The 13,205-nt window shown below is 72.2% G+C and carries 13 protein-coding genes; 9 read left to right on the forward strand and 4 right to left on the reverse strand.

Features of this window, described 5'->3' with window-relative positions:
* Positions 1–118 precede the first annotated feature (118 nt).
* Complete coding sequence (locus tag ACFV6V_RS11090; protein WP_385562288.1) at positions 119–1,405, forward strand: serine hydrolase domain-containing protein; 1,287 nt, start codon at positions 119–121, stop codon at positions 1,403–1,405.
* A 3-nt stretch (positions 1,406–1,408) separates the two neighbouring features.
* Here ACFV6V_RS11090 and ACFV6V_RS11095 read toward each other — a convergent pair whose 3' ends face one another.
* The gene (locus ACFV6V_RS11095) at positions 1,409–1,594 is read right to left on the reverse strand and encodes a DUF1737 domain-containing protein (RefSeq protein ID WP_385562290.1); all 186 of its coding nucleotides are present in this window, start codon (positions 1,592–1,594) and stop codon (positions 1,409–1,411) included.
* A gap of 230 nt (positions 1,595–1,824) precedes the next feature.
* Between ACFV6V_RS11095 and ACFV6V_RS11100 the strand changes: the two genes are divergently transcribed.
* From ACFV6V_RS11100 to ACFV6V_RS11130, 7 genes are all read left to right on the forward strand, one after another.
* Entirely contained in the window at positions 1,825–2,685 is an 861-nt protein-coding gene (locus tag ACFV6V_RS11100) for an inositol monophosphatase family protein (protein ID WP_385562293.1), read from the forward strand.
* Between the two features lie 87 nt (positions 2,686–2,772).
* Positions 2,773–4,188, forward strand: coding sequence for a phytoene desaturase family protein (locus ACFV6V_RS11105; protein ID WP_385562295.1), 1,416 nt, complete (start codon positions 2,773–2,775; stop codon positions 4,186–4,188).
* Between the two features lie 7 nt (positions 4,189–4,195).
* Positions 4,196–4,714, forward strand: a complete 519-nt coding sequence (locus ACFV6V_RS11110) for an O-acetyl-ADP-ribose deacetylase (protein WP_385562298.1) — start codon at positions 4,196–4,198, stop codon at positions 4,712–4,714.
* 117 nt (positions 4,715–4,831) lie between these two features.
* Positions 4,832–6,223 carry a flavin monoamine oxidase family protein gene (locus tag ACFV6V_RS11115; protein WP_385562300.1) on the forward strand — a complete coding sequence of 464 codons (1,392 nt, stop codon included), beginning with the start codon at positions 4,832–4,834 and terminating at the stop codon, positions 6,221–6,223.
* A 133-nt stretch (positions 6,224–6,356) separates the two neighbouring features.
* Positions 6,357–7,142, forward strand: coding sequence for a VOC family protein (locus ACFV6V_RS11120; RefSeq protein WP_385562303.1), 786 nt, complete (start codon positions 6,357–6,359; stop codon positions 7,140–7,142).
* 205 nt (positions 7,143–7,347) lie between these two features.
* Positions 7,348–8,826 (forward strand): AlkA N-terminal domain-containing protein, encoded by a 1,479-nt coding sequence (locus ACFV6V_RS11125; protein WP_385562418.1) that lies wholly within the window; start codon positions 7,348–7,350, stop codon positions 8,824–8,826.
* Between the two features lie 16 nt (positions 8,827–8,842).
* On the forward strand, positions 8,843–9,337 hold the full coding sequence (locus ACFV6V_RS11130) for a methylated-DNA--[protein]-cysteine S-methyltransferase (protein WP_385562306.1): 495 nt from the start codon (positions 8,843–8,845) through the stop codon (positions 9,335–9,337).
* A gap of 29 nt (positions 9,338–9,366) precedes the next feature.
* Here ACFV6V_RS11130 and ACFV6V_RS11135 read toward each other — a convergent pair whose 3' ends face one another.
* The 3 genes from ACFV6V_RS11135 to ACFV6V_RS11145 form a co-directional block, all read right to left on the reverse strand.
* The gene (locus ACFV6V_RS11135) at positions 9,367–10,083 is read right to left on the reverse strand and encodes an NAD-dependent deacetylase (protein ID WP_385562309.1); all 717 of its coding nucleotides are present in this window, start codon (positions 10,081–10,083) and stop codon (positions 9,367–9,369) included.
* Between the two features lie 97 nt (positions 10,084–10,180).
* Positions 10,181–10,636 (reverse strand): GNAT family N-acetyltransferase, encoded by a 456-nt coding sequence (locus tag ACFV6V_RS11140; protein ID WP_385562312.1) that lies wholly within the window; start codon positions 10,634–10,636, stop codon positions 10,181–10,183.
* Positions 10,637–10,680: 44 nt separating this feature from the next.
* The gene (locus ACFV6V_RS11145; protein WP_385562315.1) at positions 10,681–11,775 is read right to left on the reverse strand and encodes an ADP-ribosylglycohydrolase family protein; all 1,095 of its coding nucleotides are present in this window, start codon (positions 11,773–11,775) and stop codon (positions 10,681–10,683) included.
* A 122-nt stretch (positions 11,776–11,897) separates the two neighbouring features.
* Here ACFV6V_RS11145 and ACFV6V_RS11150 point away from each other — a divergent pair, with 122 nt between their 5' ends.
* A complete protein-coding gene (locus tag ACFV6V_RS11150; protein WP_385562317.1) occupies positions 11,898–13,049 on the forward strand; it encodes a glycerate kinase in 1,152 nt (383 codons plus the stop codon).
* The last annotated feature ends 156 nt before the right edge of the window (positions 13,050–13,205 follow it).

The raw sequence follows: 13,205 nt of genomic DNA on the forward strand, positions 1-13,205 counted from the left end.
CGAACGGGTCAGTGCCGGGCCGAGTCGCCCCGGTATGCACACATTCGCGCCTTACGTTGGTCTGGCCATGCGCCATCGCACCGCCGCGTGGCCTGGCTGGCCGAAAGGGGCGCCCGGGATGTCGCGCACGCACACAGGGATCCGGTCCACCACGCAGCGCCACGGCAGGACCGCGGCCGTCGCACTCGCCGTCTCGGGGCTGCTCGCCGCCGCGGCCTGCACCGGACCCTCCCCGTCCGGTCCGCAGGCCGCGCCCCCTACCGCCACGCCCACGGACTCCGTTCGCGCCCTCGACCCGGGGATGACGCAACAACTCGACAAGGCCATCGACCAGGTGATGCGCCGGACCGGGGTCCCCGGTGCGATCGTCGGAGTGTGGCTGCCCGGCAAGGGCGACTACGTCAGGGCCTTCGGCGTCGCCGACAAGAGCAGCGGCAAGGCCATGACGGACGACCTGCGGATGCGGATCGGCAGCGAGACCAAGACCTTCACCGTGACGGCGCTGCTCAGACTGGTGGACGAGGGCAAACTGGGTCTCGACGACCCGGTGTCGGACTACATGGACGGGGTGCCGAACGGCGAACACATCACGCTGCGCCAACTGGCGGAGATGCGCAGCGGACTGTTCTCGTACACGGACGACCCCGAATTCGACAAGGCCTTCATGGCAGACCCCGACCGGGTGTTCACTCCGCAGCAGCTGCTCGACTACGCCTTCCGGCATCCTGTGGGCTTCCAGCCGGGCCAGAAGTTCCAGTACTCCAACACCAACACGATCCTGCTCGGCCTGGTCATCGAGAAGGCGAGCGGCCAGAGCCTGCGTGAGTACCTGGACCGCAGCGTGCTGGGCCCGGCCGGGCTGGACCACACGCTGTTCCCCGAAGGTGCCGAGTTCCCCGAGCCGCACGCGCAGGGCTACACCAACCAGACGCCGGACGGCAAGGAAGCGAACGCCACCGACTGGGACCCGTCGTGGGCCTGGGCGGCCGGGGCGATGATCTCGGATCTGCCGGACCTGCGGGACTGGGCCCGCATCGTCGCCACGGGCACGCTGCTCAAGCCCGCCACCCAGGCCCAGCGCCTGCGCACCCTGCCCACCGGCTTCCCCGGGACGGGCTACGGTCTGGGCATCTTCGACAACCACGGCTGGCTCGGCCACAACGGTTCCCTGCCGGGCTACCAGAGCGTGACCGTGTATCTGCCGAAGTCCAAGGCGGTGCTGGTGATCCTCACCAACACCGACAACCCCTACGAGGGCAACGAGAACAGCACCCTCTTCGCCAAGGCCGTCACCGGCATCGTGACGCCGGGGAACGTGTACGACCTGCCGGCCGCGCCCGCGTCATCGGCGTCGCCGGCAACCTCGCCGACGCCGTCCGGGGCATCGGCGTCCTCCGCGGGCTGAGCGCTACGGCCGTGCCCGCCAGACCACTGCCTGGGCGACGATGACCCGCTCACCGTCGAAGGTGATGGCAGGGCCTTCGTGCAGCTCGTAGCCGAGGCTGAGCGCCTCGCTCACACGCCGGCAGAACGAGGAGTCGTCCGGGCCGGTCAGGACCCGGTAGACGGGCAGTCCCTCTGGTGGTGTGCTCATGAAGGAAGCGTTTCAGCTGTGGCAGGTGACGCCAAACCGGTCGCCGCACCGAACGGCCCCGAAGTGTGACCGGTGTCCCGTCCCGGCCGCTTCCGGCGCGCGGGTCGCACGGCAGGCCGTCGGTGCGACACCTCTCGTTCCCCTACGGGATGCCCGAAATGACCCGGGTGTCCATCTGTTCGTCGCCCCGCGTCGGCTGGGATGTCAGTGCGGCGTGCTTTGCTGGGCGCATGACCGAAGACTTTCTGTCCGGGACGACAGGGAACCCCTGGGAGTCCGGCACCCTTGCCCTGGTCGAGGAGGCGGTCCGCAAGGCGGCTGCCGCCGAGATCATGCCGCGCTTCCGTCAGCTCGCCGAGCACGAGATCATCGAGAAGAACGGTCCGCACGACCTGGTGACCGTCGCCGACCGCAGCGCCGAGGAGCACCTCACGGCCTCCCTCACCGCGCTGCTGCCGGGGTCGGTCGTGGTGGGCGAGGAAGCGGTCCACGCCGATCCCGCGGTGTACGACGCGCTGAAGGGCGATGCCCCCGTCTGGATCGTGGATCCGGTCGACGGCACCCGCCAGTTCGTCCACGGCGACCCCGGGTTCTGCACCCTGGTCGCGCTCGCGCGGCACGGCGAGGTGCTGGCCTCCTGGACCTACGCCCCGGTGCTGGACGAGATGGCGACAGCGGTGCGTGGGCACGGCGCGCGGGTGGACGGCATACCGATCCGCTCGGGCTCGCCCGCACTGGGCACGCCCCTCGAAGTGGCCACCTCCCACCCGGACTTCACCACCCACGCGCAGAAGCAGGCCCTGCTCGCCCTGCGCACCGACGGCATCCGCAGCCGCCCCTGCGGCTCCGCGGGCCTTGAATACCTCGCTGTGGCCCGCGGTGACCTGGATGCCGTGGCCTTCTCGTGGGAGAACGCCTGGGACCACGCCGCGGGGCTGCTCCTGGTCGCCGAGGCCGGCGGCATGGACCTGACCCTCACGGGGGAGCGCTTCCGGACCACCGGTGACAACGCGCTGCCCTTCACGGCCGCCCGGGACGAGGCGACGGCCCGCCGGATCCACGCACTGCTGGCAGCGCCCGGCCCCGTATAGCCCTCGCGCCCACAGCCCCCGACAGCGCTGTCGGCGCGTGCGAATATGCTGGGTTCCTTGGTCACCGGTGGACGGAGGAGACCGGAGGTGCCGTCGATGCTCGATGCCGTCGTCGTGGGTGCGGGACCCAACGGACTGACCGCAGCCGCCGAGTTGGCCCGCCGCGGCTTCTCGGTCGCGGTGTTCGAGGCCCGGGACACCGTGGGCGGGGGAGCCAGGACCGAAGAGCTCACCCTCCCCGGTTTCCGCCATGATCCGTGCTCTGCCGTGCACCCGCTGGGCATCGGCTCCCCGGCCTTCAAGGCCATGCCCCTGGCGCGGTACGGGCTGGAGTGGCTGCACCCGCCGCTGCCCATGGCCCACCCCTTCGACGACGGCACGGCCGCGGTGCTCTCCCGCTCGGTCGCCGAGACCGCCGCCTCCTTCGGGCCACGGGACGCCGGGGCATACCGCCGGCTTGTCGCTCCCTACCTGGGGAAGTGGGACAGTCTCGCGCGGGACTTCATGTCCCTGCCGCTGACCGCGCTGCCCCGCGATCCGGTGACACTGGCGCGCTTCGGGATCAACGGACTGCCGCCGTCCACCTGGCTGATGCGGCGGTTCCGTGACGACCGCGCCCGTGCCCTGTTCGCGGGTCTCGTGGGGCATGTGATCGCCCCTCTGGGCGGCTTCGCCACCAGTGCGGTCGGTCTGGTCTTCGCGCTCGCCGCCCACGCCGGGGGCTGGCCGCTGCCGCGCGGTGGCTCGCAGTCCATCGCGGACGCCCTCGCCGGGTACGTGCACGACCTGGGTGGTTCGGTGCACACCGGTGCCGAGATCAAGCGTCTCGACGATCTGCCGCCCGCGCGCGCCTATGTCTTCGACACCTCGCCGACCGCACTCGCCCGGATCGCGGGCCTGGGCCGCTGCTACGACGGCTACCGGTACGGCGCGAGCGTGTTCAAGATCGACTACGCGCTGGACGGCCCGGTGCCCTGGACCGCCGAGGCACCCCGGCGCGCCGGGACCGTCCAGATCGGACCCGGCAGCCGTGACATCGGCGCGGCACTCGACCAGGCTTCGGGCGGCCACGCCCCCCGCACCCCGTTCCTGATCGCCGCGCAGCCCAGCCTCGTGGACCCGTCGCGCGCGCCCGAGGGCAGGCATGTCTTCTGGGTGTACGGCCATGTCCCGAACGGCTGGGAGGGCGACCTCACCGATGCGATCGAGCGTCAGATCGAGCGCTTCGCCCCTGGCTTCCGCGACCGTGTGCTCGCCCGGGCCACCGCAGGACCGCCCGAGATGGCCGCGCGCAATGCCAACTACGTCGGTGGGGACATCGCCTGCGGTGCGGCGCGAGGGCTCCAGCTGATGCTGCGCCCGAGGCTCTCCCTCTTCCCGTACTCGACCCCGCATCCCGCGGTGTTCCTGTGCTCTTCGGCGACCCCTCCGGGACCGGGCGTGCACGGAATGTCGGGGCACAATGCCGCCAAGGCGGTGTGGCGGCATCTGCGCGCGCGATGATGGAGCGATGAGCGCAGCACTCGCCATCACCCTCGTCCAGGGCGACATCACCGAGCAGCAGGCCGACGTCATCGTCAACGCCGCGAACTCCTCCCTCCTCGGCGGCGGCGGGGTAGACGGCGCCATCCACCGGCGCGGCGGCCCCGAGATCCTGGAGGAGTGCCGAATGCTGCGTGCCTCGCACTACGGCAAGGGCCTGCCGACCGGCCGGGCCGTCGCCACCACCGCGGGGCGACTGCCCGCCCAGTGGGTCGTCCACACCGTGGGCCCCGTGCACAGCCGCAGCGAGGACCGCTCCGAACTGCTCGCCTCCTGCTACCGCGAGGCCCTGAAAGTCGCCGATGAACTCGGCGCGCGGACCATCGCCTTCCCCGCCATCTCCACCGGTGTCTTCGGCTGGCCGATGGACGACGGCGCCAGAATCGCCGTGGAGACGGTGCGTGCGACGCCGACATCGGTCGAGGAGGTCCGCTTCGTCCTCTTCGACCAGTCGGCGTACGAGGCCTTCCTGGCGCACATCGACTGACCCGCGGGCGGTTACGGCGGCCTGATCGCCGCGCTCGGGCGCATCCGGTTCGCCCGGCCGGGCCACTCGCCGGGCGTCGCGGGCGCCTGCGGGTGAGGCTGCCTGTGGAGTGCCGGAATGCCCGGAGTGACGGAGGTGGCCGTGCAGCGGGTGAGAGCCGACGTATGCGTCGTGGGTGCGGGTTTCGCGGGACTGGCCGCCGCGCGGCAGCTCGTCCGATCGGGCCGTGAGGTCGTGGTGCTGGAAGCCAGGGACCGCGTGGGCGGGCGGGTGTGGAACCGGGAAGCGTCCGACGGCACCGTCGTATCGGTCGGCGGCACCTGGCTCGGCAAGGGCCAGGAGCGGATGTTCCAGCTCGCCCGGGAGGTGGGTCTCGAGGTCTATCCGCAGTACGACGATGGTGACCAGCTCCTGAGGCTCGACGGCCTCAACCACCGCTACCGCGGCCGCATTCCCCAGGTGGGTACGCCTGCGACCGCGTCCATGGGCCTGGCGATGGCCCGCCTGGAGCTGATGGCGCGGCGTGTTCCGCGTGACGCCCCGTGGCGGGCACGGCAGGCCCGCAGCTGGGACGCCAGGACGCTCGGGCAGTGGCTCGCCAGCCCGCTCAACGTGCCCTCCGGCACGGCGCACACTCTGCTCAGGGCGGCGATGAATCTGCTGTTCTGCGCCGACCCGGGGGAGGTCTCGCTGCTGGGCGCTCTCGTGCTGGCCCGGGGCGGCGACGGATGTGGTTCCGGCTTCGGCTACTACATGGACAGCCGAAGGACCGAGTCGCACCTGGTGGACGGGGGCGCCCCGGAAGTCGCCCGGCGGATGGCCGAGGACCTGGGCCAGGCGCTGCACCTGTCCAGCCCGGTACGGCGTATCACGCAGAACGGCATCCACGTCGAGGTCGCATCGGACGCGCTCACCGTCGTGGCCCGGAGAGTCATCGTGGCCACGCCCCCGGTCCTGGCGGGCCGGATCGCCTTCGAACCGGCGCTCCCGGCCTCCTGCGGCCACCTGCACCAAAGGGTGCCTCCCGGCGCGGTGCTGCGGGTGATCACCGTGTACCCGCACCCGTTCTGGCGTGATGAGGGCCTGTCGGGGCAGACGCTGGCCCCCGAGTCGCCGGTCTCGGTCACGATCGACCAGACGCCCCGTCCGGCACGTCCGGGTGTGCTGAGCAGCTACGCGTTCGGCACCGCCGCGCTGCGCATGGGGCGTCTGGAACCGAAGGAGCGGCGTGAGGTGTGGCTGGACGAGCTCGCCGGGAGGTTCGGTCCGCAGGCGCGCCGCCCCGCCGGCTATCTGGAGACGGACTGGTCCACCGAGCCCTGGTCGCTCGGGGGGATGATCGGCCACTTCACGCCGGGTGCTCTGACCACCTACGGCACGGCACTGCGTGAGCCGGTGGGGCGGATCCACTGGGCGAGCACGGAGTCGGCGACGCGGATGCACGGTCTGATGGAGGGGGCGGTGCGTTCCGGTGAGCGCGCGGCCGGCGAGGTCCTCGCCGCTGGCTGAAGCAGCGCCGGCCGGTCACTCCGTGCACCACTCGACCCCGACCGGCACCCTGGCACGACCGCCGCGCGAGTGGACTTCGAGCCGCCCCGCCTAGCGTCGAAGCTCCGTACGGACGGTGCAAGGGAGAGGTCTGATGGCCGGTTTCGTTGAGGGCGCGCCCTGCTGGGTGGACGCGATGCTTCCGGACCTGGAGGCGGGGCGGCGCTTCTACGGCGAGCTGTTCGGCTGGACGTTCGAAGACGCGGGTGAGGAGCACGGCTCCTACCACGAGGCGCGGCGCGAGGGTAAGAGCGCTGCGGGGCTGTTCCCGGTTCCGGCCGGTCAGGAGTCTGTCGCCGCCTGGAACCTGCATTTCGCGGTGTCCGATGCCGCGGCCTTCGCCGACCGGGTGGCGGCGGCGGGCGGCAAGCTGGTCGACGGCCCCACCAAGGTGGGCGACGCGGGCACCTTGATGATCTTCGGCGACCCGGGTGGTGCCGTGGTCGGTGCCTGGCAGGAGGGCACCCGGGCGGGCTTCGAGGTGCAGGGCCAGCCGGGTTCGTTCTTCTGGCCCGAGATCTACACCCGCGACAAGGAGACGGTCGACCCGTTCTACGAGGCCGTCTTCGGGTACGCGGGTCAGCAGGTCGCCGAGGGCGCCGAGTTCGACTTCAAGCTCTGGTCGCTGCCCGGCCAGGAGTACCCGGTCGCGGGGCGTTTGCAGATGAACGAGTACTACCCGCCGGAGCTTCCGGCCCACGCGCTGGTCTACTTCCGCGTCGCGGACACGGACGCCGCGGTGGCCAGGGTCCGGGAGCTGGGCGGCAGCGTGACCCGTGAGCCCTCGGACAGCCCGTTCGGCCGGTCCGCACACGTGGTGGACGACCAGGGAGCCAGGTTCGCGCTGATGGGCCCGGTCGCCGGGGGCGACGCGCACTGAGGGTGCCGACGAGGTGCATGCTGCGGGGCGGCTGAGGCCCGGCACATGAGCCTTCCACGACCGGCCCCGCCCGACACACGCTGTCGGGCGGGGCCGGTCTCCGCTGCGGGTGAAAATCAGGACGCCCTGGTAGCGGAAGGTCGATGTCGCAATTCCGCCAGCCGGGGAGCGGTCCGTGGCGGATGCTTGAACCATGCATCCCGCCATGCACACCGACACCGAGCGCTGCGTACGGGCCGTCCGGTCCAAGGACGCCCGCTTCGACGGCTGGTTCTTCACCGCGGTCCTGACCACCGGGATCTACTGCCGCCCCAGCTGCCCGGCCGTCCCGCCCAAGGCCGAGAACATGGTGTTCCACCCCAGCGCCGCCGCCTGCCAGCAGGCGGGCTTCCGGGCCTGCAAGCGCTGCCGGCCCGACACCAGCCCCGGATCCCCCGAATGGAACGCCCGGGCCGACACCGTCGCCCGCGCCATGCGGCTCATCCAGGACGGGGTGGTCGACCGTGAAGGCGTCCCCGGCCTCGCTGCCCGGCTCGGATACTCGACCCGGCAGATCGAGCGCCAGCTGCTCGCGGAGGTCGGTGCGGGCCCGCTCGCCCTGGCACGGGCACAGCGCGCCCAGACCGCGCGGCTGCTGATCGAGACCACGGCGCTCCCCATGGCCGAAGTCGCCTTCTCCGCGGGGTTCTCCTCGATCCGCAGCTTCAACGACACCGTCCGCGCGGTCTTCGCGCTCTCCCCGAGCGAGCTGCGCACCCGCGTCAACCGGCAGGGCACGAAGCCTCCGGCGACTCCGGGAGTACTCAGCCTGCGCCTGCCGTTCCGGGCCCCCCTCAACCCGGACAACCTGTTCGGACACCTCGCCGCGACCGCGGTGCCCGGCGTGGAGGAGTGGCGGGACGGCGCCTACCGCCGCACCCTCGTGCTGCCGCACGGGCATGGCATCGTCTCCCTGGCTCCCCGCCCCGATCACATCGCCTGCCGGCTGTCCCTGGCCGACGCCCGGGACCTGACCCTCGCCATCAGCCGCTGCCGCCGGTTGCTCGACCTCGACGCCGACCCCGTAGCCGTCGACGAACAGCTGCGCGCCGATCCGCAGCTCGCGCCGCTGGTCGACAAGGCCCCCGGCAGACGGGTGCCGCGAACCGTCGACGCCGCGGAGTTCGCCGTACGGGCCGTGCTCGGCCAGCAGGTCTCCACCGCTGCCGCACGCACCCACGCCGCGCGGCTGGTCACGGCCCATGGCACCCCCGTGGACGACCCCGAAGGCGGCCTCACCCACCTCTTCCCGGACCCGCGGGCCCTGGTCGGCCTCGACCCCGAGACCCTGGCCTTCCCGCGCGGCCGCCGCACCAGCCTCACCGCACTGGTCGGCGCGCTCGCCGGCGGCAGCCTGAACCTCGGCGCCGACAGCGACTGGAACGAAGCACGCGCCAGGCTCGCCGCGCTGCCCGGCTTCGGCCCCTGGACCACCGAGGTCATCGCGATGCGCGCACTCGGCGACCCCGATGCCTTCCTCCCCACGGACCTGGGCATCCGCCGTGCCGCGGACGCGCTCGGTCTGCCCACGTCCCCGGCCGCCCTCACGGCGCGCGCCGCGTCCTGGCGGCCATGGCGTGCCTACGCCGTCCAGTACCTGTGGGCCACCGGCGACCACCCCGTCAACCGTCTGCCCGTCTCCTGACCTGGAGCCCGCCACCATGACCCGCACCCACACCGTGGTCGACAGCCCGTACGGTCCGCTCACCCTCGTCGCCACGGACTCCGTACTGAGCGGCCTCTACATGACCGGCCAGCGCCACCGCCCCGCCGAGCACACCTTCGGCACCCCCGACCCCCGCCCCTTCGGCGAGACCGTGCGGCAGCTCGACGCGTACTTCGCCGGCGAACTGACCCACTTCGACCTGCCGATGCAGCTGGTCGGCACACCGTTCCAGCGCAGCGTCTGGGCCCAGCTCCGCGCGATCCCGTACGGCGAGACCCGCTCCTACGGCGACCTCGCCGACGCCCTCGGCAACCCCGGCGCCTCACGCGCCGTCGGACTCGCCAACGGCAGAAACCCGATCGGCATCATCGTGCCCTGCCACCGGGTGATCGGGTCATCGGGCAGCCTCACCGGCTACGGTGGCGGGCTCGACCGCAAGCAGCGGCTACTGGCATTCGAGCGGGGAGCGCCCGACGACGCGCTCTTCTGACATCCGCTCGTGGTCGGGACGGTACGCGCTCAGCGCAGGCGCTTCAGCAGAGAAGGCAACGCCGTGCCGATGGGCTCGCGGACGACCTCGGCGGCGAGCTCGTCGTACGGGGTCGGCTCCGCGTTGACGACGATCAGCCGGGCGCCGTGCTCGGCCGCGATTCCCGCGAGCGACGCGGCGGGCTGTACCTGGAGGCTGGTCCCGACCGCGATGAAGACCTCGCAGGCCTTGGCGATCCCCATCGCCTCGCCCAGCACCACCGGATCGAGGGGCTGGCCGAACATCACCGTCGCCGACTTCAGGATCCCGCCGCAGGAGGTGCACGGCGGATCCGCCTCGCCCGCCCGTACCCGCTCCAGTGCGTCCGCCATCGAGGAGCGGAGCCGGCAGCCGGTGCACACCACCGACCGTGCGGTGCCGTGCAGTTCGAGGACCTTGCGCGCCGAAACCCCGGCCAGCTGGTGAAGCCCGTCGACGTTCTGTGTGATCACCCGGACCGGGCTGCCGCCGCGCTCGAACTCCGCGATGGCCCGATGCGCCGCGTTCGGCTCGGCGCGCAGCACCGGACCGTCGAGACGCATGCGCCAGGAGCGGCGCCGGATCTCCGGATCGGCCATGTAGTAGTCGTACGTGACCAGCTTCTCGGCTTCCGGATCGCGCCGCCACAGCCCGTTCGGCCCGCGGTAGTCGGGAATGCCGGAGTCCGTCGAGATACCGGCACCGCTGAGGATCGCCACGAGTGTCATACCCCGAGCGTATGGACCCGGGCGCGGCGGCCGCGAGCGGATTAACCGGTTCCCACGAGATACGGACGGCGCGCTCGTCCACGCCCGCGACAGCCCTTCAGTGCTCTGCGCTCAACCCCTTCTCGTAGCACGCCGAAAGCGGGTCCCTCTCATGCGGCGGGTAGTTCGCGACCCTGCGATACCCGGACCGTTCGTACAGCCTCATCGCGGCGGGCTGCCGGACTCCGGTCTCCAGCCGCATCCGACCGGCGCCCAGCGCCGAGGCGAGCTGCTCGGCATGTGCGAGCAGCGCGCCGGCGGCTCCCGTACCCCGGGCGGCCGGGGACACGAACATCCGTTTCAGCTCGCACACCCCCGGCCCGGCCGGCTGCACGGCACAGCAGCCCATCGCCTCGCCGTCACACCGGACCAGCAGGAACCGGGCTTCCGGGGCCATCGGAGCGGGGCGCGCGTCCGGAGGGAGCCCGTACACGGGCACCAGCTCCGCCGTCATCGCGTCGACCAGGGAACGCAGGGCGGGGTCGTCTGCCGTGCAGGGGGAGACCAGGAACATGGCGCCATCCTCGCAGCGTGGGCCGGCACCCGTCGCTGTCTCCCCTACACGGCCTGGACGCTGTGCCGACCGGCTGGTCGCAGCGACGCCAACCGGGCGGTCCTGTTGGCCAGTTCGCTGATCCTCGCTCCGTCGAAGCCGAACACCGCACTGCTCACCCGGTCCTCCAGCGGGCGGGTCCACCGGGGTGGGATGCCCGACGCCCCGCACAGCACGCCCGCCACGGAGCCCGCCGTCGCTCCGTTGGAGTCCGTGTCGAGACCGCCGCGCACGGTGAGCGCCACCGTGGCGCTGAAGTCCCCGGATCCGTACAGCAGCCCCGCGGTGATGACCGCGGCGTTGGGGACGGTGTGGATCCAGCCGAGTCCGCCCGTCTCCCCGGCCAGCGTGTCCAGTGCGTCCGACCACGACAGGCCGCTGTCGAACAGGGCGATCGTGCGGCGCACCGCACGCGCCAGACGGCAGCTCGCGGGGATGCGATCGAGCCCGGTCTCGACGGCCTCGCGGGCATCGGCTGCCGTGAAGGCAGCGGCGACCATGCCGGCAGCCCACATCGCCCCGTACACACCGTTGCCGGTGTGCGACAGCACGGCGTCGCGGCGGGCGAGGGAGGCGGCGCGCACCGGATCGCCGGGGCTGGTCCAGCCGAAGACATCCGCCCTGATCAGCGCACCGATCCACTCCTGGTGCGGGTTGTGGTGCGTGGCGGTGAGCGGTGGCTTCAGACCGGCGGTCAGATTGCGGTACGCCGCCCGCTCGGCCGTGAACGTCTGGAGGTACGGGAGCCGCAGCAGCCACAGCTCTCCCACCTGTTCGGTGGTGAAGGCGAAGCCATGGGTCTCCAGGAGGTGGAGACCGAGGATGCTGTAGTCCACGTCGTCGTCCCGGCAGCTGCCGTGGATCCGGCCTCGGACGCAACCGCGCCAGTCCGGGCGCAGCTCGAAGCCGTCCGCACCGGGTGGCGGCTCGGGGAGGTAGTCGGTCAGCGGCAGGGCGTGGGTGAGCCGGAGGTAGCGGTCGATGCGGTCCCGGGTCCAGTAGTCACCGCGCTCGATGGGCTTGCCGAGCATGTTTCCGGCGATCCGGCCGAGCCAGCCGCCGAGGATGCGGTCGGCGGTCCTCGTGACTGAAGGTGTCATGCCTCGGGTGTACCCGGTTCCGGCGGCACGGCAGCCACGGTTTTCGAGGGGTGGCACCCGCCAGGGGGTGCGGATAGGGTCGGGGCGGCGCGACTGCCTGTTCGATAGCAAGGGATAGCAAGGTGACGAACGGAGCAGTTACCGCCGCGCATGTTCTTGTCGCGGCGGACAAGTTCAAAGGCTCACTCACGGCCGTGCAGGTGGCGGAGCGAGTGACGGCGGGGCTACGACGGGTGGTCCCCGGGCTCCCTGTGGAGGCCCTTCCCGTCGCGGACGGCGGCGACGGCACGGTCGCGGCAGCGGTCGCGGCCGGCTTCGAGCGCCGCGAGGCGGCGGTGACCGGGCCCCTCGGTGAGCCGCTCACCGCGGCCTACGCCCTGCGCGGCACCACGGCCGTGGTCGAGATGGCGGAGGCCTCCGGGCTCCAGCACCTGCCCGACGGGGTCTTCGCGCCGCTCACCTCGACGACCTACGGATCGGGCGAGCTGCTCCGCGCGGCGCTCGACGCCGGGGCGAGGACGATCGTCTTCGGTGTCGGCGGCAGCGCGACGACGGACGGCGGGGCCGGGATGCTCGCCGCGCTGGGCGCGCGCTTCCTGGACGCCGGCGGCGAGCCGGTCGGACCGGGCGGAGGCGCTCTCGGCCAGCTGGTGACCGCGGATATGTCCGGGCTTGACGACCGTTTCCGGGACGTCGAGCTGATTCTCGCCAGCGATGTGGACAACCCGCTGACCGGGCCGAAAGGCGCGCCCGCGGTGTTCGGCCCGCAGAAGGGTGCCTCGCCCGCGGATGTCGCCGTGCTGGATCGGGCACTGGCCCACTACGCGTCGGTCCTCGGCCCCGAGGCGGCCGATGCCCCCGGAGCGGGGGCGGCCGGGGGCATCGGATACGGGGCCCTGGTGGCGCTCGGGGCGTGCTTCCGGCCGGGTATCGAGGTGATGCTCGACATCCTGGGCTTCGGCCGGGCGCTGGAAAGGGCCACCTTGGTGATCACCGGCGAAGGCTCGCTGGACGAGCAGACCCTGCATGGCAAGGCCCCGGCGGGGGTGGCCGCGGCGGCCCGCGCCGCGGGCAAGGACGTCGTCGCGGTCTGCGGCCGGCTGGCGCTCACCCGGGAGGCACTCGGCGGGGCCGGTATCCGGCGCGCCTACCCGCTGCAGGAACTGGAACCCGACGCGGCGGTGTGCATGGCACAGGCGGGTCCGCTGCTGGAACGGGCGGCGGAGCACATCGCGCGGGACTTCCTGCTGGAGGCGTCGCCCCGGCCCTCGTAGCGTCCGGACCTTTCCGGTACCGGCCCACTCGTGTCACCGGCTGTCTCCCCGTCGTGGCCGTACGTGCCCGCGATGGCCGAAAGACGTCCCTGGTCCTTCCCGGCCTTGTGAACCACCTGTACCGGCTCCCCGCGCCTCCCTAGCATGTGCATCTCT

This window comes from Streptomyces sp. NPDC059828 (genome assembly GCF_042731955.1).
GTDB lineage: Bacteria > Actinomycetota > Actinomycetes > Streptomycetales > Streptomycetaceae > Streptomyces.

What these genes read in the sequence shown, in the direction of transcription:
- ACFV6V_RS11125 (WP_385562418.1), top strand. Translation starts at nt 7,348, where the DNA reads ATGCACACCGACACCGAGCGCTGCGTACGGGCCGTCCGGTCCAAGGAC.
- ACFV6V_RS11140 (WP_385562312.1), bottom strand. Translation starts at nt 10,636, where the DNA reads ATGTTCCTGGTCTCCCCCTGCACGGCAGACGACCCCGCCCTGCGTTCC.
- ACFV6V_RS11095 (WP_385562290.1), bottom strand. Translation starts at nt 1,594, where the DNA reads ATGAGCACACCACCAGAGGGACTGCCCGTCTACCGGGTCCTGACCGGC.
- ACFV6V_RS11090 (WP_385562288.1), top strand. Translation starts at nt 119, where the DNA reads ATGTCGCGCACGCACACAGGGATCCGGTCCACCACGCAGCGCCACGGC.
- ACFV6V_RS11145 (WP_385562315.1), bottom strand. Translation starts at nt 11,775, where the DNA reads ATGACACCTTCAGTCACGAGGACCGCCGACCGCATCCTCGGCGGCTGG.
- ACFV6V_RS11130 (WP_385562306.1), top strand. Translation starts at nt 8,843, where the DNA reads ATGACCCGCACCCACACCGTGGTCGACAGCCCGTACGGTCCGCTCACC.
- ACFV6V_RS11135 (WP_385562309.1), bottom strand. Translation starts at nt 10,083, where the DNA reads ATGACACTCGTGGCGATCCTCAGCGGTGCCGGTATCTCGACGGACTCC.
- ACFV6V_RS11115 (WP_385562300.1), top strand. Translation starts at nt 4,832, where the DNA reads ATGCCCGGAGTGACGGAGGTGGCCGTGCAGCGGGTGAGAGCCGACGTA.
- ACFV6V_RS11100 (WP_385562293.1), top strand. Translation starts at nt 1,825, where the DNA reads ATGACCGAAGACTTTCTGTCCGGGACGACAGGGAACCCCTGGGAGTCC.
- ACFV6V_RS11120 (WP_385562303.1), top strand. Translation starts at nt 6,357, where the DNA reads ATGGCCGGTTTCGTTGAGGGCGCGCCCTGCTGGGTGGACGCGATGCTT.
- ACFV6V_RS11110 (WP_385562298.1), top strand. Translation starts at nt 4,196, where the DNA reads ATGAGCGCAGCACTCGCCATCACCCTCGTCCAGGGCGACATCACCGAG.